This is a genomic window from Ancylobacter sp. WKF20 (genome assembly GCF_029760895.1).
GTDB lineage: Bacteria > Pseudomonadota > Alphaproteobacteria > Rhizobiales > Xanthobacteraceae > Ancylobacter.
On the sequence record NZ_CP121679.1, the window covers coordinates 3,646,705 to 3,667,852 of the forward strand.

Consider the following 21,148-nt stretch of genomic DNA (forward strand, 5'->3'; position numbering starts at 1 on the left):
GTTTGAACGCCATGTGTTGCCGATGATCCCGACCGATGAGCCCGCCCCGCGTGGCGACCTGAGCGACGACGGCGCATCGCCGCCGCGCGAGCTCGCCTTTTATGGCCGGCGCAAGGGCAAGCCGCTGCGGGCGCAGCAGGCGGCGCATCTGGCGCAGGAACTGCCCTCGCTCGCCATCGCGCCGGAGGATCTGGACGGGCGCCCGCTGGCGAGCCTGTTCCGCGTTCCGGTGCGCGCGGTGCGGCTGGAGATCGGCTTCGGCGGCGGCGAGCATCTGCTGGCGCGGGCGCGCGCCAATCCCGACATCGGCTATATCGGCGCCGAGGCGTTTCTCAACGGCATCGCCAAGGTGACGGCGGCGGTGGCCGAGACCGGGCTCGACAATCTGCGCCTGCACGGCGACGACGTGGTTCCTCTGCTCGACCGCCTGCCCGCCGGCTCGCTCGACCAGATCGACCTGCTTTATCCGGACCCCTGGCCGAAGCGCCGCCATTGGAAGCGCCGCTTCGTGCGGGCCGACAACATCGCGCGCTTCGCCCGTCTGCTCGCCCTCGGCGGGCGCTTCCGCTTCGCGACCGACATCGAGCATTACGCCGCCTGGACGCTGTCGCGCCTTGCCGGCGACCCGCGCTTTGCCTGGACCGCCGAGCGCGCCGACGACTGGCGCCAGCCCTGGGCCGGCTGGCCCGGCACGCGCTATGAGGCCAAGGCGAAGCGCGAAGGACGGACACCGGGCTATTACGAGTTCCTGCGCATCTGATTACCGCGTAAGGTGGAACCTCACCGGCGGGTCGGCGTTGTCAGGCGCATTCCCCGGGGACGTGGCGAAGGAGACCATCATGGCCGAACCGAACGCGCAGGAAGATTTCTCCAAGCTCACCAATGATCTGGCCGTTCTGCGCGCCGACGTGGCGAAGCTGGCCGATACTCTCACCACGCTCGCCCGCAGCCAGAGCGGCGCTGCCGCCGATGCGGTGACGAGCCGCGTGCGCGAGGGCAAGGCGAAGGCCGAGGCGACCGCCGCCGAACTGCTCGACGAAGGCCGCGCGGCCTATGACGAGGCCCGCGAGCGCGCCAGTCAGCTGGGCGGCGATGTCACCTCCGCCATCGAGCGCAACCCGCTCGGCGCCGTTGCCGCCGCGCTCGGCGTCGGATTCCTGCTCGGCCTGCTGACCCGGGGTCGCTGATGCTCCGCTTCCTGCTTGGCATGGTCGGCGTCGAACTGCGTCATACGGCGCGGCGGGCGGCCATTACCGGCCTGCTCTTTGCGCTCGGCGCGCTCATGCTGAGCGGGGCGGCCATCGCCTTCCTGACCGCTTTCTACATCCTTCTGGCGGTCCGCTACGATCCGATCGTCGCCGGGTTCATCATCGGCGGGATTTGCCTCATCCTGGCGCTGATCTTCTTCTTCATCGCCTATGTGCGCCTGCGCTCGCCGCGTCGCACGGTAAGCTATGGGAATGTGGCCGGCCTTGCCGCGCGGGCGCCGGTTTCGCGCCCGGTCGCCGTGGTCGATCCCGCCGCTGTGCCGACGCGCCCCGTCGGTTCCACAACTGTGATCGCGGTTGCCGCGGGAGCAGCACTCCTCGGCCTTATTCTTGGCCGACGCATCTGAAACCGTCGCGCGGAGTCGGCAAGTGACCCGCTGAGACGGTCCTGGATTGTTGCAGGGGACGTCAAAAAGGACCAATCTGCCGGCACTTCGTGAGCGGCGCGAGTCACCCTCGCCCGTTCTGTTTGCGCGCCGCAGGAGGCTTCCAACTTGACGTTCCGCCGTTTGTCGCTGCGGCCCGGTGCGGCCCTTCTCGCGACCCTTGCCGCGCTTGGCGCGACACCGGTTCTGGCGGAGGCGCCTCCGGACGCCTTCATTGCCCATTCCGCACCCGCCGGCAATTATCTCGCCGCCCGCCTTGCCACCGCCGAGCGCGACACGCCGGCGGCCGCCGCCTATTACCGCGCTCTGGCCCGCACCTTCCCGCGCAGCGGCGAAATTCTTGAGCGCGCCTTCCTCGCGGTGTTGTCGCAGGGCAATATCGACGAGGCGGTGGATTACGCCCAGCGCATCGTGCGCATTGATCCCGACCACTCGCTGGCGCGGCTGGTGCTTGGCGTGCGCGCCATCAAGTCCAAGCAGTTCGTCACCGCCCGCAGCAATCTGCGCCGGGCCGGCGGCCAGGGTGCCATCGCCGAGCTGAACGCCACGCTCCTCGGGGCCTGGACGCAATATGGCTCGGGTAATCCGCGCGCCGGCGTCACCGCGATCGACGAGCTGAAGGGGCCGGAATGGTATGCCGGCTTCAAGGATTTCCACGCCGGTCTGCTGCTCGACGCGGCCGGCGCCAAGCGCGAGGCCGGCCCCCGGCTTGAAGCGGCGCTGAAGCTCGATCCGCGCACGTTGCGCGTGGTCGATGCCTATGGCCGCTGGGCGTCGCGCTCGGGCAACAAAAAGCTCGCCATCGACACTTATGAGGCGTTCGACAAGCTGGTGCCGAATGATCCGCTGGTCGCGCAGGAACTGGCCGATCTGAACGCCGGCAAGACGCTCGCCCCGCTCATCACCACCGCGAATGGCGGTGCGGCCGAGGTGCTGTACGGGCTGGGCGCGGCGCTGGGGCGGCAGGGCGGCGAGGATCTCGCGCTCATCTACCTGCAGCTTGGCCACTGGCTTGATCCCTCGCACCCGCTGATCGAGATCACCCTCGCCGATCTTTTCGAGAGCCTGAAGCGCTATGACGAGGCCATCGCGCTCTATCGGGAGGTCGACAAGGACTCGCCCTTCAAGGTCAATGCCGAGGTGCAGCTCGGGCTCAATCTCGAGCAGACCGGCAATTTCGACGAGGCCCGCAAGATCCTGACCGGCGTCGTCGCGGCCAATCCGAAAGACCTGCGCGCCATGATGGCGCTCGGCGACGTTCTGCGTTCCAACGAGAAATATGCCGAGGCCGCCGAGGTCTACTCGCAGGCCATTGCCCAGCTTCAGGCGCCCACCGGCAATAATTGGATGCTCTATTACTTCCGGGGCACCTGTTATGAGCGCACCAAGCAGTGGGACAAGTCGGAAGCAGACCTGAAAAAGGCGCTGGAGCTGAAGCCCGACCAGCCGCATGTGCTGAACTATCTGGGCTATAGCTGGGTCGACCAGGGCATCAACCTGGAGGCCGGGCTCGACATGATCCGCAAGGCGGTCGAGCTGCGGCCGGATGACGGCTTCTTCATCGACAGTCTCGGCTGGGCCTATTACCGCCTCGGCCGTTATGACGATGCGGTGCGTGAACTTGAGCGCGCCGTTGAGTTGAAGCCGAATGAAACGGTGATCAACGACCACCTTGGCGACGCTTACTGGAAGGTTGGCCGTAAACTTGAGGCGCGCTTCAAGTGGAGCCACGCCAAAGACCTGAAGCCGGACGCGGAAGAGCTTGTGCAGATCGACCGAAAGCTAGCGGTCGGGCTCGATGAGGCGGAAAAGCTGAAGGATCAGAAGCCGGACGTGCAGAAGACCGAGGCGCCGGCCGAGCCGACGCAGAAGGCCGAAGCTGCGACGCCGGCCCCGGCCGCCGCGCCGGCACCGGCCGAGGCGAAGCCCGACGGCGGCGGCTAAGCGCTTGATCTCAATGAAAAAAGGGCGGGCGCCGGAAGGCGACCCGCCCTTTTCTTTTGGGAGCGTCAGGCGGTGGCGGGGCGGCCGACGAAGAGCAGCGGGCGCGAGCGCAGGGCGAAGGCGCCGTCGCCAATAAGCCAGAGCGCAAAAGAGGTTACGATCAGGAAGCCGGGATATTCCCAGCCGCCGCCGGTGGAGGAGAACAGCCAGCCATTGGGGATGTGCACGCTCATCGCGCCGGCCATGACCGGGATCAGCAGCAGGGCGACGTGGCGGGCGTAAACCCCTGAAATGATGAGCAAACCGCCGATCAGCTCGGCGAGGAACACCGGCCAGGCGAGGCCGGCCGGCAGGCCGAGGCTGCCGAGATAGCCGGCGAAGCCCGGAATGGTGAAAACCGCATATTTCAGAAGGGCATGGGAGACCCACATGGCGCCGAGCGCGACGCGGAGCAGGAACACGCCATAGGGCGCGGAGCGGGTGTCGATCATGGTCAGAATCCCGTGGCTGGTCAGTGCAGTGAGGTGGACGATCAGGCCGGTCAGGCCGGTGTGTCCAAAGTGCTAGCTGACAGTGCCGCGCAAGGCGATAGCCGCAATTACCGTTCCGTCATTGCGCGGTTGCAATGAGGGGGTCGGCCTATCGCGGGTCACGGGACAACAGGGAGAGAGACGCTCGGGCGCGCAGCCCGGCGCCCGCCCGCTCAGTGGCGGTCGTCGGGGAGCGCCGGCAGCGGCTCGCTGGCGACGGTGACCTCGACGGTCGGGGCGCGGCCGGCGACCGGGGCGGGCTCGCTCACCTTCGGCGCGCTGCGCTCGGCGAGGCGCGTGCGCCCGCTGCCGCCGCGCTTGAACTCGCACCACATGCGCTCAGCCCCGGCGAGGTTGCCCCGGAAGCTCTGCTCGCTGGTCTTCTCCAGCTCGAAGCAGGGCTGGAAGGCGAGGCCCTTCATCTTGGCGCAGACCTTCTCGCCCTTCACCATCACGGTGCCGGCCGGCAGCGTGACATAGCGGACATTGCCCTTGCCGCGGATTTGCACCGTGCCCTCGACCGAGCCGTCGGGCAGGATGCGCCCGGCGCCGGCCGTGCCTTCGAAGCAGCTATAGGAGAAGGTGCGCCCCACCACGAAGCGCTGGGCCGCGACCGCCGTCAGCGTCTCGCCGGCCTGCGCGGGCGCGAGCGGCGCCAGAGCGGGCGTGAGGAGCGACGCGGCGGCCAGAAGGGCGGAGGAAGCGCGCATGAAGGGTTCCACGGGTCGTTGACAGGCTTACGATGCGCCGCGAAAGCCCTGTCTTGTCAAGGCGCGGCACCCCTGCGCGGCCCGGATCGGGGCCATGCGGCAGGCACCTGTGGCCACCGCGCAACGCCGTCGGCACCACCGCACCGCAGAATGACGCAAGACGGTTAATGTCCTGCAAATGCCGGCGCCGATGCGTCGCCCGCCTCAGGCCGGTTGCGTCTCGCGGGCGACCGGGCGCTCGACGATGGGCAGGTTGATGATGGCGGAGGCGAAGCTCAGCGCTACCGAGAGCCACCAGACGCCGTCATAGGAGCCGAGCTTCTCATAGAGCAGGCCGCCCAGCCACACGCCAAGGAAGCCGCCAACCTGGTGGCTGAAGAAGGCGAAGCCATAGAGCATGGCGAGGTAGCGCGTGCCGAACATCAGCATCACCAGCCCCGAGGTCGGCGGCACGGTGGAAAGCCAGAGCAGGCCGAGCACGATGCCGAAGCCGATGGAGGTGACGGGGCTCGCCGGCAGCAGCACGAAGACAGCGATGGCGACGCCGCGGGCGAAATAGATCGCCGCCAGCAGATAGCGCCGCGACATCCGGCTCGACAGCCAGCCGGAGGAGAGCGAGCCCACCATATTGGCGAGGCCGATCACCGCCAGCGTCCAGCCGCCAATGGCGAGCGAGAGGCCACGATCAGCGAGATAGGCCGGCAGATGGGTGGTCACGAAGGCGAGCTGGAAGCCGCAGGTGAAGAAGCCCAGCACCAGGAAGATGTAGCTCGGGTGGCGGAACGCCTCGCCCAGCGCCGCGCCAATGGATTGCGGGCGCGCCTCGCCGGCGCGGGGGGCGGCGCTCGGCGTCGCCAGCGCCGTGGCGAAGGGCATGACCAGCAGCATGGTGACGCCGAAGACGATCAGCGTCTCGTGCCAGCCGATGCTCGCATTCAGCCCGGCGGCGAGCGGCGGAAACAGGAACTGGCCGAAGGAGCCCGCCGCCGTGCCCGCGCCGAACGCCATGGGCCGCCACTTCTCCGGCAGCACTTTGCCGAAGGCGGCGAGCACGATGTTGAAGGAGCAGCCGGAGAGGCCGAAGCCGATCATCATGCCGGCGGAGAGGTGCAGCGCGCCCGGCGTCGCCGCATAGGCCATGGCGATCAGCCCGAGCGCATAGAGCGCGGCGCCGGCCCACAGCACGCGCACCACGCCGAACCGGTCGGCCACCGCGCCGGCAAAGGGCGTGCCGACGCCCCAGAGCAGGTTCTGGATGGCGATGGCGAGGCCGAACGTGTCGCGCCCCCAGCCATATTCCCCGGTCATCGGCAGCAGGAAGATGCCGGAGGAGGCGCGCGGCCCGAAGGTCAGCATGGCGATCATGCAGCCGCACAGCACCACCAGCAGCGGCGCGCGGGCGGCAAGCGAGGCGGTCGGCGCGGGGGCAGACGCGGGGGGCTGGCTCATCGGGCGACACTCACCGGGGAAGGGGCGGGACGGGCGGAGGGCACGTGAGGCGGGCAAACGGGCTGTGACGAGGCACGATGATCGCGGACGGATGGGCGCACCTTGTTGGCGCACCATCGCGGGCACCGCGCCGCCCGGTCTGAACACCCTCAAGGCGGCCCGGCTCACACCGCGCCATGCTGTGGAATAGGCCCGCCCGTGCCGCGAGGGAAACAAATAGTTTTGCGGACGGTGATCAGCAATGATGATGGAAGGGGGCCGACGGCGGGGGGCGATGTCATCCCGGACGCGATGCCCGTCCGGCCATCCACGTCATCCGGAACGGCATGGCATTGTCGACGTGACGTCATCCCGGACGGCCAAAGGCCGCGCCGGGATCGCGTCCCGCGCGAGGCTGACGGGCCACCGCCAGAACCACGTCATCCCGGGGCTTGGCCCGGGGATCCACCACGTCGACCGGGTGGGCGCCTGACAAGACGTGGATGGCCGGGTCAAGCCCGGCCATGACGGCGCTATTGCGTCTCGGGTCATCCCGGACGGCCAAAGGCCGAGCCGGGATCGCGCAGAACGCGGCGGGTTCCTTCCCGTGTCCCGGACCAGCCACGCCAAGCGTGGCGCCGATCCGGGATCCAGGGGAAAGTCTTTGGCCGTGATCCCTGCACCCACCGAGAACGATTCGGCCCAAGACTCGTGCGCTGGGCCCCGGCTCGGCGCTCCGGCTACGCCGTCGCTGGGCCGGGGAACGTCGCCGGTGGCGACGCGCAGGGTGGTCGAGGTCGGGTCGGCGACGGGACCGGCCGGCGCCGTGACCGTCATCCCGGACAGCCGAGGCCCAGCCGGGATCGCGCGCCACTGCATTCCACGGCCGATCCCAGCGGCACGCTTCCCGGACAAGCCACGCGCCGCGACACACTCGCTGGCTCGCCGTCATGGCCGGGCTTGACCCGGCCATCCACGACTTACTGCCACGTACCCGGTCAACGTCGTGGATCCCCGGGCCAAGCCCGGGGATGACGGCGTAAGGGAGGGGTAGGCCGTCCTAGACAAATACGCCGTCGCTGGGCCGGGGAACGTCGCCGGTGGCGACGCGCAGGGTGGTCGAGGTCGGGCCGACAGCGTCGTGGATCCCCCGATCAAGTCCGGGGATGACGGTGCAAGGGAAGGCCGCCGCCATCCCGGACGGCCGCAGGCCGCGCCGGGGCCCCACCCACGCCTAGGCCAGCGCCTCGATGTCGGCGTCGGTCAGGGTGCCCGGCACGATGGTGATGGGGATGGGCAGCGCCCAGTGGCCGGAGACGAGGGCGGTGAGGAGAGGGCCGGGGCCGTCGGAGCCGGCGGCGCTCGCTAGAGCGAGGATGGCGATGTCTTCATCGGCCTCGACCACCGCATGCAGCGCTTCGGCGACGCTGCCCTCGCGGATCACCGTCTCGGCCTCGACGCCGGCGACGGAGCGGGCGCGGGCGACGTAATGGGCGAGGCGCATCTCCGCCTTGTCGGTCTCCTCCGCCCGCATCAGATTGGCGACGCCGAGCCATTGCGCCGGCGCGTCAGTGAGTTCCAGCACCGCCAGCAGCACCAGCCCGCCTTGCGTGCGGGCGGCGCGGCGCGCGGCATAGGTGACGGCGCGGTCGCATTCCGGCGTGCCGTCGACCATGACCAGGAACTTGCGGCGGTGGCCGGGCGCGAAACTCTGGCGGGTGCGGGGCATGGCGGCTCCTGCGGAAGGGGCGGGCGGCACGGATCGGCGGGACAGGGCGAACGGGCGGGGCGACCTGACGGGGTTTGCGGTCCCGCCCGAGGTCTTACCACAGGTGGCGCCCGGCGGCAGGTGCGGCGTCCCATCTTACCAGTCCAAGCCTGTGCACCGTCCAAGACTAGAGGCAAAACCGCGTAGAACTACGGACATACTTGTACGTTCACGCAAGGTGAGGTTTGATCTTCGTTATCGGGCGCGGCTTTACCGGCTGCAGGCCGAAGGGACAACTTCTGGTACGGGCGCCAGGCGCTGGCCGTGGCCCCGGCGGAGGCTCCATGACCGGACGTGCCATGCCGGCGCCGGGCGCCCATCTCGTCGAGGACGCTCCGCTCGGCGCCATGATCGAGCAGGAAGTGCTGCGCGCCGGCCTCGACCGGGTGCTGCGGGCCGTGCGCCGTCATCTCGGCATGGATGTCGCCTTCATCGCCCGCTTTGGCGATACCGACCGGGTGTTCGAATATGTCGATGCCGACGGCGCCGCGCCCATCGCGGCCGGGCAGAGCCTGTCGCTTCAGGAAGGCTATTGCCAGAAGGTGGTGAGCGGGGAGCTGCCGCAATGCATCCCCGACACCGCGGTCCTGCCGGCGACACGGGAAATCCCCGCGACCGTGGCGGTGCCGATCGGCGCCCATATGAGCGTGCCGATCAGCCTGGAGAGCGGGGCCGTCTATGGCACGCTGTGCTGCTTCAGCTATGTGCCCAATCCCGATCTGACCGCGAGGGACATGCGGCTGATGCACGCCTTCGCCGACGTGCTGGCCGCGCGCATCGACGAGGCGCTGGCCGCCGGCGCGCGCAGCCGTGGCCTGCATGAGGAGATCCGCCGGGCGCTGGAGGGCGGCGCGCCGCGCATGGTGTTCCAGCCGATCTACCGCGTCGGTGGGGGCCGTCCGGGCGTGACCGGGGTGGAGGCGCTGGCCCGCTTCGATGGCGAGCCGCTGCGCGGGCCGGACCGCTGGTTCGAGACCGCCGAGGCCGTAGGATTGCGGCACGAGCTGGAGCTGGCCGCCATCGCCCATGCGCTGCCGGCGCTGGAGCGGCTGCCGCGCGCGCTCTTCCTGGCGCTGAACGTGTCGCCGTGCCTCATCCTGTCGGGGCGTCTCGGGCCGGCGCTGGCGGGCGTGCCGGGCGAGCGGCTGATGCTGGAGGTCACCGAACACGCCACCATCGCCGATTATGCCGCGCTCGAGACGGCGCTGTGCCCGTTGCGCGCCCGGGGAATCCGCCTCGCGGTGGACGATGCCGGGGCGGGCTTCGCCAGCATGCGGCACATCCTCAATCTCGCGCCGGATATGATCAAGCTCGATATCAGCCTGACGCGCGGCATTGACGGCGATGCCCGCCGGCGGGCGCTGGCGCGCGGGCTGGTCGCCTTCGCCCATGACATCGGATGCGCCATCGCCGCCGAGGGCGTGGAGACGCCGGCCGAACTCGACACGCTGCGGGGCCTCGGCGTGGACGAGGCGCAGGGCTATCTGCTCGACCCGCCACTCGGGCTCGACGAGGTGCTGCGCCGCCGCCCGGCCGCCAGCGCGGCGTGAGGGGGCTGGCCCGTGCGCTCAGCGCAGAAGGCCGTCCCCCGTGCGCTCAGCGCACGAAGCCGCCCCCTGTGCGCTCAGCGCACGAAGCCGACAATGTCCTTCACCTGGCCGAGGGTCTCGTCGGCGATGACGCGGGCACGGGCGGCGCCGTCGCGCAGGATGGCGTCGATATGGGCGGGATCGTCCATCAGCCGCTTCATCTCGCCGCCGATCGGACCGAGCTTGGCGACCGCGAGATCGACCAGCGCCGCCTTGAAGGTGGAGAACTGGCCGCCGCCGAATTCGGCGAGCACCGCCGCCTTCTCCGAGCCGGCGAGCGCGGCATAGATGCCGACGAGGTTTTCCGCCTCCGGCCGGCCCTTGAGTCCGTCGGCCTCGGAGGGCAGCGGCTCGGGATCGGTCTTGGCCTTGCGGATCTTCGAGGCGACGGCGTCGGCATCATCCGTGAGGTTGATGCGCGAGAGGTCGGAGGGGTCGGACTTCGACATCTTCTTGGCGCCGTCGCGCAGGCTCATGACGCGCGCCGCCGGCCCGCCGATCAGCGGCTCGGTGAGCGGGAAGAAGCTCTCGCCAAGGCCATGGGCGGCGATGGAGGGGCCGAAGTCGTTGTTGAATTTCTGCGCGATGTCGCGCGTCAGCTCCAGATGCTGCTTCTGGTCCTCGCCGACCGGCACATGGGTGGCGCGGTAGATCAGGATGTCGGCGGCCATCAGGTTCGGGTAGGCGTAGAGCCCGACCGAGGCGTTCTCGCGGTCCTTGCCGGCCTTGTCCTTGAACTGGGTCATGCGGTTGAGCCAGCCGAGGCGGGCGACGCAGTTGAACACCCAGGCGAGCTCGGCATGGGCCGAGACCTGGCTCTGGTTGAAGACGATGTGGCGCGTGGGGTCGATGCCGGCGGCGATGAAGGCGGCGGTGACCTCGCGGATCTGCTTCTTCAGCTCGGCCGGATCCTGCCAGACGGTGATGGCATGCATGTCCACGACGCAATAGATGCAGTCATAGCTGTCCTGCAGCTCGACGAAGCGCTTGATGGCGCCGAGATAATTGCCGAGATGCAGGTTTCCGGTGGGCTGGACGCCGGAAAAGACGCGCTGCTTGAATTCCATGTCGGGCCGTCCTGTCGTGCGCTCGCGTGATCGTCGCGCGCGTGGCGCTATCGCATACGGGCACCAGTCGGGCAAGCGAAGCGTGCCCGCTCCAGCGCTTGCCGGGCACGCGAAGCGTGGCGCCTAACGGGTTCTCAGCCCGGCCTTGAGCGCCGCCGGTGACAGGCCACCGAACAGCACCGCTCCCGCGCCATAGGCGAGCATCCCCGCGAGCACGAGGGCGGCCAGCGCCGCCACGGCATGAAGCCCCCCGCCCCCGAGCATTCCCTCCAGCGGCAGGCGGGCGGCCCACACCGCGCCCGCCATGAGGAGGCCGGCGGCGAGAAGCCCGATGAGCCGGCGCCGGTTCGCCCCCGGCAGGCGCAGAAGGCCGCGCCGGATCAGCGACCCGGCGAGCGCGCCGAGGCTCACCGCGCTCGCTGCCAGCACGCCGAGCGCCGGGCCGGCAAGGCCGAGCGGGCCGGCGGCGAGGAAGCCCGTGAGCGCCCCGACCGGCAGGCCGATCAGCGCGGCACGGGTCACGTCCCGCCCGAAGCCGGCAGCAAAGGCGATGGCGGCCAGCACCTTCTCCGCCGCCTGAAGCGGCAGGGTGAGGGCGAGCAGGGCCAGCGCCTGCGCGGTCAATTCGGCGGCGGCGGGATCGAAGGCGCCGCGCTGGAACAGCACGATGACGATGGGATGGGCGAGCACGGCAAGGCCGAGCGCCGCCGGCAGCGAGAGCGCCAGCGCCGCCTCGACGCCCAAGGCGCCGGTCTGCGCCCCCGTCTGGTCGCCAATCTCCTCGCCGACCCCGCCCCGCGCGGCGAGTGCCGGCAGCAGCACCGCCCCGGCGCTGGCGCCGATCAGCCCGAGCGGCAGCTCGACGAGGCGCGTGGCGTAGAACAGCGCGGCGATGCCGCCGGGAATGCCGGAAGCCGCCGCCGCCGCGATGAGGAAGCGCAGCTGCGGCAGGCCGGCGGCGAGCAGGCTGGGACCTGCGGCGGCGAGCATGGGCAGCGCCGACGCCAGCGCCGCGCGCGAGGGCAGCGCCAGCGTGCCCCTCGGCACGGCGAGGAAGATCAGCACGAGCTGTGTCACCGCCCCGGCCATAACGCCGGCGGAGAGCCAGACCAGCGCGGTCTCCATCGCCATGGCATGGGCACCGGAGAGCCAGAGCAGGCCGAGCAAGGCGAGCACCGCGACATTGCCGGCGGCCGGCGCCATGGCCGGGCGAGCCAGCGCCCCGCCGGCATTGGCGAGGGCGGCGAGAGTGCCAGCGGTGAGCGCCAGCGGCACGCCGAGCACGGTGAGCCGGCCGGCGAGCACCGCGCCGGTCTCCCGCGCGCCGTCATCGGGAAAGCCCGGCGCCAGCACGGCGATCACCTGCGGCATGAACACCGCCAGCACGCTCGCGAGGGCGAGGCCAGCACCTGCGAAGATCAGCACCGCCGCACCCGCCCGCCGGGGGCGTTCCGCGCCATCCACCGGGGTCAGGGCCGGCAGCACGGCGGCGTTGAGCGCGCCCTCACCGAGCAGGCGCCGGGCGAGCTGCGCCAGCGACAGGCCGGCGACCGAGGCATCCGCCACCACGCCGGTGCCGAACAGCGCCGCCACCCCGGCGTCGCGGGCAAAGCCCAGCAGCCGCGAGGCGAGGGTGAGGGAGGCGACGGTGGAGGCGCGACGCAGGAGGGCCATGGCGCTAGCAATAGACGGCCCGCCGTGGCGCGCAAAGCGCCGCAATGGCCCGGCCCCATCGCCCGACCTTGCGGCAGCAACGTTGCGGCGGGGCGCCCGCTCTGCTACCGCGAGAGCCCGGCTTACCCGCTCCCGCGGGAGCTTGTTTTCCCCTGCGCAGGAAAAGGGCGTCCATGACCACCCAGCAGCTCGACGTCATCGGTTTCGGCAATGCCATCGTCGATGTGATCGCCCGCTCCGAGGAGGCCTTCCTCGACCGCCACGGCATGCGCAAGGGCGGCATGACGCTGATCGACGAGCCGCGCGCCGAGGCGGTCTATGGCGATATGGGGCCGGGCGTGGAGATTTCCGGCGGCTCGGCCGCCAACACCATGGTCGGCATCGCCTCGCTCGGCGGGCGCGCCGGCTTCATCGGCAAGGTGCGCGACGACGAGCTGGGCGGCATCTTCGCCCATGACATCCGCGCCGCCGGCGTCGCCTATGCCACGCCCGCCGCGACCAGCGGCCCGACCACGGCGCGCTGCCTCATTCTGGTGACGCCCGATGGCGAGCGCACCATGAACACGTTTCTGGGCGCGGCGCAGGATCTGACGCCGGGCGATGTCGACGCGCCGACCGTCGCGGGCGCCGCCGTCACCTATCTCGAAGGCTATCTGTGGGATCCGCCGGCTGCGAAGGAAGCCTTCCTCACCGCCGCGCGCATCGCCCATGAGGCCGGCCGCACCGTGGCGCTGACGCTGTCCGATGCCTTCTGCGTCGGGCGCTACCGGGCCGAGTTCCTGGAGCTGATCCGCTCCGGCACGGTCGATCTGGTGTTCGCCAATGAAGCCGAGCTGATGTCGCTCTACGAGACCGATTTCGACGCCGCGCTCGCCGCCCTGCGCAAAGATGCCAAGCGCGCCGTGGTGACGCGCAGCGCCAAGGGCGCGCTCTCGGTGGCGGGCGATGATCTCGTCACCGTGCCGGCCTTCCCGGTGGCGCAGGTGGTGGACACGACCGGCGCGGGCGATCTCTTCGCCGCCGGCTATCTGCACGGCTTCGCCCGTGGCTTCACGCCCGAGGAATCGCTGAAGCTCGGCGCACTCGCCGCCGCCGAGATCATCAGCCATATCGGCGCCCGCCCGGAGAAGAACCTGCGCGACCTCGCTCTGGAGCACGGCCTGCGGGTGTGAGGGGGCGGCCGGCGGGCGTGTCGCCGGCGCCTGTCGAACGAGCGACATGATTGGGGCGGATGCTAGGGGTTCTCTATGCTGACGCAGGAGCCCCGTGATGGATGCCGCTCTTTCGCCTGTCGCCGCGCCGACCGTGCCTGCCCCGATCATGCCGTTCGACGCCGCGCGGTTCCAGTCGACCGTCGCCTTCTATGAGCGCTACCGCACGCCCTACCCAGCCGAGCTGATCGCCTCCGTCGCCCGCCATCTCGGCCTGCGCTACGCCGACCGCGTGCTCGATCTCGGCTGCGGGCCCGGCCCGCTCGCCCTCGCCTTCGCCCGGCTGGGGCTGGAGGTGACCGCGATGGACCCCGAGCCGACCATGCTTGAGGCGGTGCGCGCGGCCGCGGCGGCGGCGGGTGTGGTCATCACCACGGTGGAGGGCTCATCCTATGACCTGCCGGGCGCGCTGCCGCGCTTTCGGATGGTGACCATGGGCCGCTCCTTCCACTGGATGGACCGGCCGGCCACGCTGGCCGGTCTCGACCGCCTGATCGAGCCCGATGGCGCAGTGGTGCTGATGGGCGACCGCGCCCTCTGGGCCGCGCCGGACTACCGGCCGATGCTGGAAGAACTGGGCGATCACTATGCGGCGGAGCGGGCGGCCGAGCGCCGGCTGCGCCGCTCTTCCGCCTGGGCGCCGCATGAGGCGGTGCTGCTCGCCTCGCCCTTCACTGAAGTCGAGCGCCTCGCCCGCATCGTTCGGATCGAGCGGTCGGTGGAGGATATTGTCGGGCTCGCTCTGTCGCGCTCGGGCACCTCGCCGGCCGTGCTGGGCGATCGGCTGGACGCCTTCACCGATGAATTGCGGGCGCGGCTCGACGCTCTCGCGCCGGAGGGGCGCTTCGAGGAGGTGACGGAGATCAGTGCCGTGGTGGCGCGCCGCCCGGGCGGCTGAACCTAAGGTGCGCCGCCCGGCCTCGTGAGCGGACGGCGCGGGATCAACCTCAGCGCGGGGCGCGTTTGGCCAGGATGCGCTGGAGCGTGCGGCGGTGCATGGAGAGGCGCCGGGCCGTCTCCGAGACGTTGCGCCCGCACAGCTCATAGACCCGCTGGATGTGTTCCCAGCGCACCCGGTCGGCCGACATCGGGTTTTCCGGCAGCTGGGGCTTGTAGTCGCCCTGCGCGTTGAGCGCGGCGCAGATGTCGTCGGCATCCGCCGGCTTGGCGAGATAATCCACCGCGCCCACCTTCACGGCGGTGACGGCGGTGGCGATGTTGCCATAGCCGGTGAGGATGATGCCGCGCGCTTCCGGCCGGCGCCGCTTCAGCGCGGAGATCACGTCGAGGCCATTGCCATCGCCGAGGCGCATATCCACCACGGCATAGGCCGGGGCGGAGCCTTCGACGCTGGCGAGGCCGTCGGCGACGGTCTCGGCGGTGGTGACGTTGAAACCGCGCGATTCCATCGCACGGGCGAGCCGTTGCAGGAACGGGCGATCGTCGTCGACGATCAGCAGCGAGCGGTCCTGCGCGTCCGAGGTGATATCAAGCATCTGGGCCTTCCCATGTGCCGCGCCGGGCGACATTTCTTTTTCTGGTCTTTGTACGAACGTACACGACCCGGCTCGGCAGCGCAAAATTGTCGCATGTTGCGCAAGGTCAAGGCAGTGTCACAAACCGGTGCGCGGGATCGGATCTTCCGTCAACTCGCTCTCCGGGGCGGGCTCGTCCCCTTCTTCCGAAATGTCGATCTTGGCGCGCGGCCAGCGCACGGTGACCGAGGCGCCATGAGCGGGCGCGGCGCGGTTGACGAAGCTCAGCTCTGCCCCGGAGCGCTCCAGCAGCGTCTTGGCGATGAAAACGCCGAGCCCGAGCCCCTGGCGCGTCTCCTCCTCGGCCTCGGGAGCGGCGTCGCGCCGCCAGCGGTTGCGCCCACGGCTGGTCACATAGGGCGCGCCGATGGAATCGATCAGCTCGGGCGGGAAGCCCGGCCCGTCATCGGTGAAGGTGACGGCGACTTCGGTCTCGCTCCAGCTGGCGATGACGTTCACCGCGCTCTCGGCGAAATCGACGGCATTCTCGACGATGTTGCCGAGGCCGTAGAGCAGGCCGGGATTGCGCGCGATCACCGGCTCGTCGCCGGCGGGGGCGGGCACGGCGATGGTGATGGCGATCCCGAAATTGCGGTGCGGGGCGACCACATCTTCCAGAATGTGCGACAGCGGCATGCGGTCGAAGGGCGCGTCGCCCGCCTCCAGCGAGGTGAGGCGGCGCAGGATGGTGCGGCAGCGCTCGGATTGCTCGCGCAGCAGGCGGATATCGTCGGCGAGCGGGCTGTCGTCGGGCACGGCGCGGGCGAGTTCCTTGGCCACCACGGTGATGGTGGCGAGCGGCGTGCCCAGCTCATGCGCGGCGGCGGCGGCGAGCCCGTCCAGCGCCGAAATGTGCTGCTCGCGGGCCAGCACCAGCTCGGTGGCGGCCAGCGCCTCCGACAATTCGCGCGTCTCTTCCGCCACCCGCCAGGCATGCACGCCGATGAAGCCGATGGCGATGGCCAGCGCCAGCCAGATGGCGGCGAGGTAGAGCGGGGGCAGCACCGGCGCCATCGGCGTGCCGTCGGTCGCCCAGGGCAGCGGCATCTGCCACAGCCCGACGAGGCCCGCGCAGATCGCCGCCAGGATGCCGAGCAGGATCGTCGTGCGCGGCGAGAGCGCGGTGGCCGAGATCAGCACCGGGGCGAGGAAGAGCAGCGCGAAGGGGTTGGCCAGCCCCCCGGTGAGGAACAGCAGGGCGGCGAGCTGGAGGATGTCATAGGCCAGCAGCCAGGCCGCCTCGACATCGGAGAGCCGGCGCGCGCCAGGGTTGCGCAGCCGCAATGCAAGGTTCAGCCAAGCCGAGAGCGCGACAACGGCGAGGCACGCGCCGAGCGGCAGGGTGAAGCCGAGCAGCCATTGCACCACCACGATCGCCAGCGTCTGGCCGGAAATCGCCAGCCAGCGCAAGCGGATGAGCGTGTCCAGCCGGAGGCCGAAAAACCGTTCGCCAATGGGATGATCGAGCGAAAGCGTCATGTGTTCCCCGTCGCGGCTTCCTCTATACAGGCAGATACGACGAAAGGGCGAGGGCGCGCCCGATTTGACGGCGCGGCGAAAGAGCCTATTTATGCTGCAACGCACAAAGCATCGCGTCTCCGGCGGACAGTCCCGCCGGCACGGAGATGGAGGACTTCAATGGCCATCGGCGTCTTCGGCGATCTGACGGATCTCGACGAGGCGGCCCCGCCGCCGGAGGCCACGCTGGAAGCGGCATCGGCCTTCTCGCGTCCGCTCTACTGGATGTATGAGATGGGCCATGCGGCGCTCGATCCGCTGCGCATGCTGGTGGATGCCAACCGGCTCTACTACCGCAACCCGGCCAACCCGCTCGCCCATACCGGCTTCGGCAAGTCGATCTCCGCCGCCTGCGAGATGTTCGAACGCACGACGCGGCGCTACGGCAAGCCGGACTGGGGCATCACCGAGACGGTGGTCGGCGCTACCCGCGTGCCCGTCCATATCGAGACGGTGTGGGAGCGGCCCTTCTGCCGCCTGCTGCATTTCCAGCGCGATTTCCCGGTCAATCCGCGCCGGCCGCAGCCGCGCATGCTGATCGTCGCCCCGCTCTCCGGCCATTACGCGACGCTGCTGCGTGGCACGGTGCAGACGCTGCTGCCCAATCACGACATCTACATCACCGACTGGACGGACGCCCGCAACGTGCCGATGAGCGAGGGGCGTTTCGATCTCGACGACTATATCGACTATGTCATCGACATCTTCCGCCATCTCGGCGGCGGCGTTCACGCCCTCGCCGTCTGCCAGCCGGCGGTGCCGGTGCTCGCCGCCGTGGCGCGCATGGAAGAGATGGGCGACCCGGACGTGCCGGCCTCCATGGTGCTGATGGGCGGGCCGATCGACACGCGCGAAAGCCCGACCGCGGTGAATGATTTCGCCAAGGAGCGGGGCATCGACTGGTTCCGCCGCAACGTCATCACCACCGTGCCGTGGCCTAAGAGCGGCTTCATGCGGCAGGTCTATCCCGGCTTCCTGCAGCTGCACGGCTTCATGGCGATGAATTTCGAGCGCCATCTGCAGGCCCATGCCGACATGTTCCGCCATCTGGTGAAGGGCGACGGCGATTCCGCCGCCAAGCACCGCGAGTTCTATGACGAGTACCTCTCGGTCATGGACCTGCCGGCGGAATATTATCTGCAGACGCTGCAGACCGTGTTCATCGACCATGCGCTGCCGACGGGTCAGATGACCCATCGTGGTGCGAAGGTGGACCCGTCCAAGATCCGCAATGTCGCGCTGCTCACCATCGAGGGCGAGAACGACGACATTTCCGGCGTTGGCCAGACGCGCGCGGCGCAGACGCTGTGTTCGGGCCTTTCCGACGACAAGCGCGCGCATTACCTCCAGCCGACCGTCGGCCATTATGGCGTGTTCAACGGCTCGCGCTTCCGCGCCGAGATCGCCCCGCGCATCTCCGACTTCGTGCTCTCGCACAACTGGCCGCGCAAGGGCCACAACGCGCCGGCCGACGCGCCCGCCTCGTGAGGTGAGCGCGCCCTGACCGAACCGGTCACATGGCCGGCTCGGCCTCTATCCCGGCTTCCCAATAGGGCGGATCGCCGAAGGCCGCGCGCAGGCACTCCGCCAGCGCGCGCAGCTTGGCGGTGGGATTGCGGCCCTCGGGATGCGCGACATAGATGAATTCTGCTTCCGGTTCGGCGCCGACCTCGATCACGCGCAGCGTACCGTCGCGGATGGCGGGTCCGGCGATGAACAGCGGCAGCATGGTGATGCCGAGCCCGGCGATGGCCGCGTCGCGCATGATCATGCCGTTATTGACCTGCAACCCGACCTTGGCGCGCACCTGCACGCGGCCGGACTCGGCCATGAACTGCCAGTCGGCAAGGCCGCGATGGGTGTAGAAAATCCCGCGATGGTCATTGAGTTCTGTCAGGTCGCGGGGCGTGCCGTGCTGTTCCAGATAATCGGGTGAGGCCACCAGCACGCGCCGGCTGCGGGCGAGAAGCCAGGCGGTGAGCGGGCTGTCGCGCATCGGCCCGTGGCGGATGACGCCGTCATAGCCTTCCGCCTGCGCGTCGACCACGCGGTCATCAAGCTCGATGCTCAGCTCGATCTGCGGATGGCGGCGCAGGAACGGGTAGAGCGCCGGGCCGATATGCAGGGCGGTGAGCGTCACCGGGGCGGAAATCCTCAGCGGGCCGGCCAGCGTGCCGCGCCGCTCCGCCAGCGTGGCGACCGCCGCGTCGAGCCCGCGCAGCGATTCCGACGCCATCTCCAGAAAGGCCGCGCCATCCTCCGTCAGCGACAGCCGGCGGGTCGAGCGATGCACAAGGCGCGCGCCCAGACGCTGCTCGAGCTGCGCCAGCCGATCACTGACCACCGATTTCGACAGGCGCAGCCGGCGCGCCGCCTCGCTGATCGAGCCGGCCTCGGCGATGGCGACGAAGGCGGCGATGCCGTCGAGTTTCATCGTTCGGTTTTTCCGGACATGAATTCCATTTCCGGCAGTCTAATCCGAACGCACAGCGCGGGCCATACTCTGTGACGAAGCGGGCCGGCCGGGATCGTCCGGTGGCAGGCCCTTCTGGAATCACGGAGAAATCTCATGTCACGTCTCAATGGCAAGGTGGCGATCGTCACCGGGGCCAGCTCCGGCATTGGCCGCGCCACCGCGCGGCTGTTCGCCGCCGAGGGCGCGAAGGTCGTGGTCGGCGCCCGCCGCCAGGCGGAGCTCGACACGCTGGTCGCCGAGATCGCGGCCGGCGGCGGCGAGGCCGTGGCGCTGGCGGGCGACGTGCGCTCGGAAGACTACGCCAGGGCGCTGGTGGCGCTGGCGGTCGAGCGTTTCGGCCGGCTCGACATTGCCTTCAACAATGCCGGCACGCTGGGCGAGAAGGGGCCGAGCACCGGCGTCTCCGGTGGGGGGTGGGAGGACACGCTGGCGACCAACCTCACCAGCGCCTTTTTCGGTGCCAAGCACCAGATTGCCCAGATGCTAACGACCGGCGGCGGCTCGGTGATCTTCACCTCGACCTTTGTCGGCTACACCACGGCGTTTCCGGGCCTTGCCGCCTATGCCGCCTCGAAATCCGGGCTGATCGGCCTCACCCAGGCGCTGGCTTCCGAATTCGGCCCGCAAGGGGTGAGGGTCAATGCCGTGCTGCCTGGCGCGGTGGAGACGGAGATGTACCGCGAGGCCAATGACACGCCCGAGGCGCAAGCCTTCGTCACCGGCCTGCATGCGCTGAAGCGCGTCGCGCGCCCCGAGGAACTGGCCCGCTCGGTGCTCTATCTCGCCTCGGACGAGTCGTCCTTTGTCTCGGGCACCGCGCATCTGGTCGATGGCGGCCTGTCGATCACCCGGACCTGAGAGGCCGCGAGGGAAGGACGGGCGGGGAAATAACCGCCCGTTTTCCGGCGGCGAGGGCGCCCGCGCGGTGCTAGCGTCCGATCATGGCGACCGACACGCTACATGATTTGTTCGACCTGACCCTGCCGGACCCGGCGACACTCTACCGGGCGCTGCTGGCGCGCGAGGCGACCTATGAGGGGCGCGTCTATGTCTGCGTCGCCACTACCGGCATTTTCTGCCGGCTGACCTGCCCGGCGCGCAAGCCGCTCGCCGAGAACTGCACCTTCCGGCCGACCATCGGAGAATGCATCGAGGCGGGGTTCCGCCCCTGCAAGAGGTGCCACCCGCTCCAGCCGGCGGCGGAAGCCGATCCGATGATCGCCGCCCTGCTCGCCGCGCTCGATGCCCGCCCGGCCTACCGCTTCGGCGAGGAGGACATCACCCGCATGGGTTATGACCTCTCCACCGTGCGGCGCGCCTTCAAGCGGCATTTCGGCATGACCTTTCTCGACATGGCCCGCCACCGGCGGCTGCGCGAGGGCTTCGAGACGATGGCGCTTGGCGGCTCGGTGATCGCCGCGCAGCAGGAGGCGGGGTTTCAGTCGGCGAGCGCCTTCCGCGCCGCCTTCGCCCGGCTGATCGGCTGCGCCCCCGGCGACATCGCCGGCGAAGGGCGGCTGCTGGCCGACTGGATCGGCACGCCGCTCGGCGACATGATCGCCATTTCCAGCCCCACCCATCTGCACCTGCTCGAATTCGTCGAGCGGCGCGGCCTGCCGGCCGAGATCGCCCGGCTGCGCCAGGGCGTGAAGGGCGCGCTCGGCATTGGCAGCACGGCGCCGACCGAGCAAATCCGCGCCGAGCTCGGCGCCTACTTCGCCGGGCGCTCGGCGGATTTCGCGACGCCCGTCGCGCTCGACGGCAGCGCCTTCACCCGCGCCGTCTGGGCGGAGCTGCGGCGCATCCCGGCGGGGGAGAGCGTGAGCTATGCCGAGATCGCCCGCCGCATCGGCACGCCCGCGGCCATTCGCGCGGTGGCGCGGGCGAACGGCGCCAACCAGCTGGCCCTCATCATCCCCTGCCACCGCGTCATCGGCGCGGATGGCGCGCTCACCGGCTATGGCGGCGGCCTCTGGCGCAAGCAGCGCCTGCTGGAGATCGAGGCGCAGTACCGCGTGCGGCCGCAGCGGACGGGGTGAGGCGC

19 protein-coding genes are annotated in these 21,148 nt (G+C 70.0%); 10 read left to right on the plus strand and 9 right to left on the minus strand.

Annotated features, from left to right (window positions below):
* The first annotated feature begins 58 nt into the window (after window positions 1-58).
* The 4 genes from AncyloWKF20_RS16815 to AncyloWKF20_RS16830 all read left to right on the plus strand — a co-directional run bounded on the left by AncyloWKF20_RS16815 (window position 59) and on the right by AncyloWKF20_RS16830 (window position 3,598).
* On the plus strand, window positions 59-760 hold the full coding sequence (locus tag AncyloWKF20_RS16815; RefSeq protein WP_279318009.1) for a tRNA (guanine(46)-N(7))-methyltransferase TrmB: 702 nt from the start codon (window positions 59-61) through the stop codon (window positions 758-760).
* A gap of 79 nt (window positions 761-839) precedes the next feature.
* Window positions 840-1,187, plus strand: a complete 348-nt coding sequence (locus tag AncyloWKF20_RS16820; protein ID WP_279315127.1) for a hypothetical protein — start codon at window positions 840-842, stop codon at window positions 1,185-1,187.
* Window positions 1,187-1,615 (plus strand): phage holin family protein, encoded by a 429-nt coding sequence (locus tag AncyloWKF20_RS16825; RefSeq protein WP_279315128.1) that lies wholly within the window; start codon window positions 1,187-1,189, stop codon window positions 1,613-1,615. Before AncyloWKF20_RS16820 ends, AncyloWKF20_RS16825 begins: the two co-directional genes overlap by 1 nt.
* A gap of 147 nt (window positions 1,616-1,762) precedes the next feature.
* Window positions 1,763-3,598, plus strand: a complete 1,836-nt coding sequence (locus AncyloWKF20_RS16830; RefSeq protein WP_279315129.1) for a tetratricopeptide repeat protein — start codon at window positions 1,763-1,765, stop codon at window positions 3,596-3,598.
* Window positions 3,599-3,663: 65 nt separating this feature from the next.
* On the opposite strand, the gene AncyloWKF20_RS16835 is transcribed toward AncyloWKF20_RS16830, so the two are convergent.
* From AncyloWKF20_RS16835 to AncyloWKF20_RS16850, 4 genes are all read right to left on the minus strand, one after another.
* A complete protein-coding gene (locus AncyloWKF20_RS16835; protein ID WP_279315130.1) occupies window positions 3,664-4,089 on the minus strand; it encodes a DoxX family protein in 426 nt (141 codons plus the stop codon).
* Window positions 4,090-4,301: 212 nt separating this feature from the next.
* Complete coding sequence (locus tag AncyloWKF20_RS16840; RefSeq protein WP_279315131.1) at window positions 4,302-4,838, minus strand: hypothetical protein; 537 nt, start codon at window positions 4,836-4,838, stop codon at window positions 4,302-4,304.
* A 204-nt stretch (window positions 4,839-5,042) separates the two neighbouring features.
* Entirely contained in the window at window positions 5,043-6,287 is a 1,245-nt protein-coding gene (locus tag AncyloWKF20_RS16845) for an MFS transporter (RefSeq protein ID WP_279315132.1), read from the minus strand.
* Window positions 6,288-7,500: 1,213 nt separating this feature from the next.
* Window positions 7,501-7,995 carry a universal stress protein gene (locus tag AncyloWKF20_RS16850; RefSeq protein ID WP_279315133.1) on the minus strand — a complete coding sequence of 165 codons (495 nt, stop codon included), beginning with the start codon at window positions 7,993-7,995 and terminating at the stop codon, window positions 7,501-7,503.
* A 323-nt stretch (window positions 7,996-8,318) separates the two neighbouring features.
* On the opposite strand from AncyloWKF20_RS16850, the gene AncyloWKF20_RS16855 reads away from it, so the two are divergent.
* Window positions 8,319-9,584 carry an EAL domain-containing protein gene (locus tag AncyloWKF20_RS16855; RefSeq protein ID WP_279315134.1) on the plus strand — a complete coding sequence of 422 codons (1,266 nt, stop codon included), beginning with the start codon at window positions 8,319-8,321 and terminating at the stop codon, window positions 9,582-9,584.
* A gap of 74 nt (window positions 9,585-9,658) precedes the next feature.
* Here AncyloWKF20_RS16855 and trpS read toward each other — a convergent pair whose 3' ends face one another.
* Entirely contained in the window at window positions 9,659-10,690 is a 1,032-nt protein-coding gene (trpS, locus tag AncyloWKF20_RS16860; RefSeq protein WP_279315135.1) for a tryptophan--tRNA ligase, read from the minus strand.
* Between the two features lie 123 nt (window positions 10,691-10,813).
* The gene (locus AncyloWKF20_RS16865; protein WP_279315136.1) at window positions 10,814-12,364 is read right to left on the minus strand and encodes a lipid II flippase MurJ; all 1,551 of its coding nucleotides are present in this window, start codon (window positions 12,362-12,364) and stop codon (window positions 10,814-10,816) included.
* 173 nt (window positions 12,365-12,537) lie between these two features.
* Here AncyloWKF20_RS16865 and AncyloWKF20_RS16870 point away from each other — a divergent pair, with 173 nt between their 5' ends.
* Together AncyloWKF20_RS16870 and AncyloWKF20_RS16875 are read left to right on the plus strand one after the other, a co-directional pair.
* Complete coding sequence (locus AncyloWKF20_RS16870; RefSeq protein ID WP_279315137.1) at window positions 12,538-13,536, plus strand: adenosine kinase; 999 nt, start codon at window positions 12,538-12,540, stop codon at window positions 13,534-13,536.
* Window positions 13,537-13,633: 97 nt separating this feature from the next.
* Window positions 13,634-14,473 carry a class I SAM-dependent methyltransferase gene (locus AncyloWKF20_RS16875; protein WP_279315138.1) on the plus strand — a complete coding sequence of 280 codons (840 nt, stop codon included), beginning with the start codon at window positions 13,634-13,636 and terminating at the stop codon, window positions 14,471-14,473.
* Window positions 14,474-14,522: 49 nt separating this feature from the next.
* Here the strand turns inward: AncyloWKF20_RS16875 and AncyloWKF20_RS16880 are convergent, their stop codons facing one another.
* Together AncyloWKF20_RS16880 and AncyloWKF20_RS16885 are read right to left on the minus strand one after the other, a co-directional pair.
* Window positions 14,523-15,071 (minus strand): ActR/PrrA/RegA family redox response regulator transcription factor, encoded by a 549-nt coding sequence (locus AncyloWKF20_RS16880; protein ID WP_279315139.1) that lies wholly within the window; start codon window positions 15,069-15,071, stop codon window positions 14,523-14,525.
* 117 nt (window positions 15,072-15,188) lie between these two features.
* Window positions 15,189-16,589, minus strand: coding sequence for an ActS/PrrB/RegB family redox-sensitive histidine kinase (locus AncyloWKF20_RS16885; RefSeq protein WP_279315140.1), 1,401 nt, complete (start codon window positions 16,587-16,589; stop codon window positions 15,189-15,191).
* A 159-nt stretch (window positions 16,590-16,748) separates the two neighbouring features.
* On the opposite strand from AncyloWKF20_RS16885, the gene phaZ reads away from it, so the two are divergent.
* Window positions 16,749-18,116, plus strand: a complete 1,368-nt coding sequence (phaZ, locus tag AncyloWKF20_RS16890; RefSeq protein ID WP_279315141.1) for a polyhydroxyalkanoate depolymerase — start codon at window positions 16,749-16,751, stop codon at window positions 18,114-18,116.
* 25 nt (window positions 18,117-18,141) lie between these two features.
* Here phaZ and AncyloWKF20_RS16895 read toward each other — a convergent pair whose 3' ends face one another.
* The gene (locus tag AncyloWKF20_RS16895) at window positions 18,142-19,062 is read right to left on the minus strand and encodes a LysR family transcriptional regulator (protein ID WP_279315142.1); all 921 of its coding nucleotides are present in this window, start codon (window positions 19,060-19,062) and stop codon (window positions 18,142-18,144) included.
* A 135-nt stretch (window positions 19,063-19,197) separates the two neighbouring features.
* On the opposite strand from AncyloWKF20_RS16895, the gene AncyloWKF20_RS16900 reads away from it, so the two are divergent.
* Together AncyloWKF20_RS16900 and AncyloWKF20_RS16905 are read left to right on the plus strand one after the other, a co-directional pair.
* On the plus strand, window positions 19,198-19,962 hold the full coding sequence (locus tag AncyloWKF20_RS16900) for an SDR family oxidoreductase (protein WP_279315143.1): 765 nt from the start codon (window positions 19,198-19,200) through the stop codon (window positions 19,960-19,962).
* Window positions 19,963-20,045: 83 nt separating this feature from the next.
* Window positions 20,046-21,143 (plus strand): methylated-DNA--[protein]-cysteine S-methyltransferase, encoded by a 1,098-nt coding sequence (locus AncyloWKF20_RS16905; protein WP_279315144.1) that lies wholly within the window; start codon window positions 20,046-20,048, stop codon window positions 21,141-21,143.
* Window positions 21,144-21,148: the final 5 nt, after the last annotated feature.

Excerpts from the sequence above, each read along its gene's own strand:
- AncyloWKF20_RS16820 (WP_279315127.1), top strand. The coding sequence starts at position 840 with ATGGCCGAACCGAACGCGCAGGAAGATTTCTCCAAGCTCACCAATGAT.
- AncyloWKF20_RS16825 (WP_279315128.1), top strand. The coding sequence starts at position 1,187 with ATGCTCCGCTTCCTGCTTGGCATGGTCGGCGTCGAACTGCGTCATACG.
- AncyloWKF20_RS16835 (WP_279315130.1), bottom strand. The coding sequence starts at position 4,089 with ATGATCGACACCCGCTCCGCGCCCTATGGCGTGTTCCTGCTCCGCGTC.
- AncyloWKF20_RS16840 (WP_279315131.1), bottom strand. The coding sequence starts at position 4,838 with ATGCGCGCTTCCTCCGCCCTTCTGGCCGCCGCGTCGCTCCTCACGCCC.
- AncyloWKF20_RS16845 (WP_279315132.1), bottom strand. The coding sequence starts at position 6,287 with ATGAGCCAGCCCCCCGCGTCTGCCCCCGCGCCGACCGCCTCGCTTGCC.
- AncyloWKF20_RS16850 (WP_279315133.1), bottom strand. The coding sequence starts at position 7,995 with ATGCCCCGCACCCGCCAGAGTTTCGCGCCCGGCCACCGCCGCAAGTTC.
- AncyloWKF20_RS16855 (WP_279315134.1), top strand. The coding sequence starts at position 8,319 with ATGACCGGACGTGCCATGCCGGCGCCGGGCGCCCATCTCGTCGAGGAC.
- trpS (WP_279315135.1), bottom strand. The coding sequence starts at position 10,690 with ATGGAATTCAAGCAGCGCGTCTTTTCCGGCGTCCAGCCCACCGGAAAC.
- AncyloWKF20_RS16865 (WP_279315136.1), bottom strand. The coding sequence starts at position 12,364 with ATGGCCCTCCTGCGTCGCGCCTCCACCGTCGCCTCCCTCACCCTCGCC.
- AncyloWKF20_RS16870 (WP_279315137.1), top strand. The coding sequence starts at position 12,538 with ATGACCACCCAGCAGCTCGACGTCATCGGTTTCGGCAATGCCATCGTC.
- AncyloWKF20_RS16875 (WP_279315138.1), top strand. The coding sequence starts at position 13,634 with ATGGATGCCGCTCTTTCGCCTGTCGCCGCGCCGACCGTGCCTGCCCCG.
- AncyloWKF20_RS16880 (WP_279315139.1), bottom strand. The coding sequence starts at position 15,071 with ATGCTTGATATCACCTCGGACGCGCAGGACCGCTCGCTGCTGATCGTC.
- AncyloWKF20_RS16885 (WP_279315140.1), bottom strand. The coding sequence starts at position 16,589 with ATGACGCTTTCGCTCGATCATCCCATTGGCGAACGGTTTTTCGGCCTC.
- phaZ (WP_279315141.1), top strand. The coding sequence starts at position 16,749 with ATGGCCATCGGCGTCTTCGGCGATCTGACGGATCTCGACGAGGCGGCC.
- AncyloWKF20_RS16895 (WP_279315142.1), bottom strand. The coding sequence starts at position 19,062 with ATGAAACTCGACGGCATCGCCGCCTTCGTCGCCATCGCCGAGGCCGGC.
- AncyloWKF20_RS16900 (WP_279315143.1), top strand. The coding sequence starts at position 19,198 with ATGTCACGTCTCAATGGCAAGGTGGCGATCGTCACCGGGGCCAGCTCC.
- AncyloWKF20_RS16905 (WP_279315144.1), top strand. The coding sequence starts at position 20,046 with ATGGCGACCGACACGCTACATGATTTGTTCGACCTGACCCTGCCGGAC.